Source organism: Brachyspira catarrhinii (assembly GCF_005518285.1).
Taxonomy (GTDB): domain Bacteria; phylum Spirochaetota; class Brachyspiria; order Brachyspirales; family Brachyspiraceae; genus Brachyspira; species Brachyspira catarrhinii.
Genome location: NZ_SJDU01000569.1, coordinates 1 through 1,095 on the forward strand (window position 1 = coordinate 1; position 1,095 = coordinate 1,095).

A 1,095-nucleotide genomic window follows, 5' to 3' on the forward strand; every position below is an offset into this window, starting at 1 on the left:
CAATATTGATAACCTGCTCCTCGCTTTCAAACCAAGAACTTCGCCTTACGCGTTTCAAGGTTTGGCTTTGGACGGACTTAAAATTTTGAAACTCGTTAAAGAAGAAGTTGGAATTCCAATAGTAAGCGAAATCGTTTCAATTCGTCATTTGGAAGAATTCGATAACACGGTTGATATGATTCAAATCGGAGCAAGAAATATGCAGAATTTTGAATTATTAAAAGAAGTCGGCAAATTAAAGAAACCGATTTTATTAAAAAGAGGACTTGCAAATACGATGGAAGAATGGTTAATGAGCGCCGAATATATTTTAGATAAAGGTAATAGCGATGTTGTTTTATGCGAAAGAGGAATAAGGACATTTGAAAATTATACGAGAAATACATTCGATGTAAGCGCGATTCCAATGATAAAGAGAATGAGCCACTTACCCGTAATAGGCGACCCGTCTCATGCGAGCGGAAAATCTTGGATGGCGATGCCTTTGACTTTAGCGGCGTTATCTGCGGGAGCTGACGGAATGATAATAGAAGTTCATAACGACCCCGAGCATGCTTTATGCGATGGCGCTCAATCAATCAAGCCCGAAGTATTTAGCGAGATAATGGAAGCCGTGAATATGATTAGCGAAACCGTTGATAAAATAAAAGCGAAACATAACGGTAGAGTTTATACTAAATAAATAATATTATTAAAAAATTGTAATAAAAATGGTTGATTATATTAAATAGTTTCAAAATTATATAAAATTTATTATTGATAAAAATTATTGTTACTAAAAAATAAAATTAGTCATTGCGAGTGAGGCTAAAGCCCGCTGTAAGCGAACGAAGTAATCTAAAATAATAAAATTTTTTTCTACTGATTACTTCGCTTACGCTCGTAATGATAATGCATTTCCCTTCATTGGAAGCATAGTCTCGATTTTTACAAAACCTCGTAATATTTAAACTGTCATCGCGAAATTTATCGAAGCAATCCATATAAAATAGATTAACGAGGCTTTATCTTGAAATGGCTAATTTTAATTTACAAATCAACCGACATAAACCTACATGCTCTTTCAGTCGCATCGACTATCAAACTTCTCGAATT

General features: G+C 34.2%; 1 protein-coding gene. It reads left to right on the top strand.

The genetic code is table 11. From position 1 onward, the window contains the following. The coding region (aroF, locus tag EZH24_RS12365; protein WP_137999358.1) for a 3-deoxy-7-phosphoheptulonate synthase at positions 1 to 682 on the top strand (682 nt) is incomplete at its 5' end. Between the last annotated feature and the right edge of the window lie 413 nt (positions 683 to 1,095).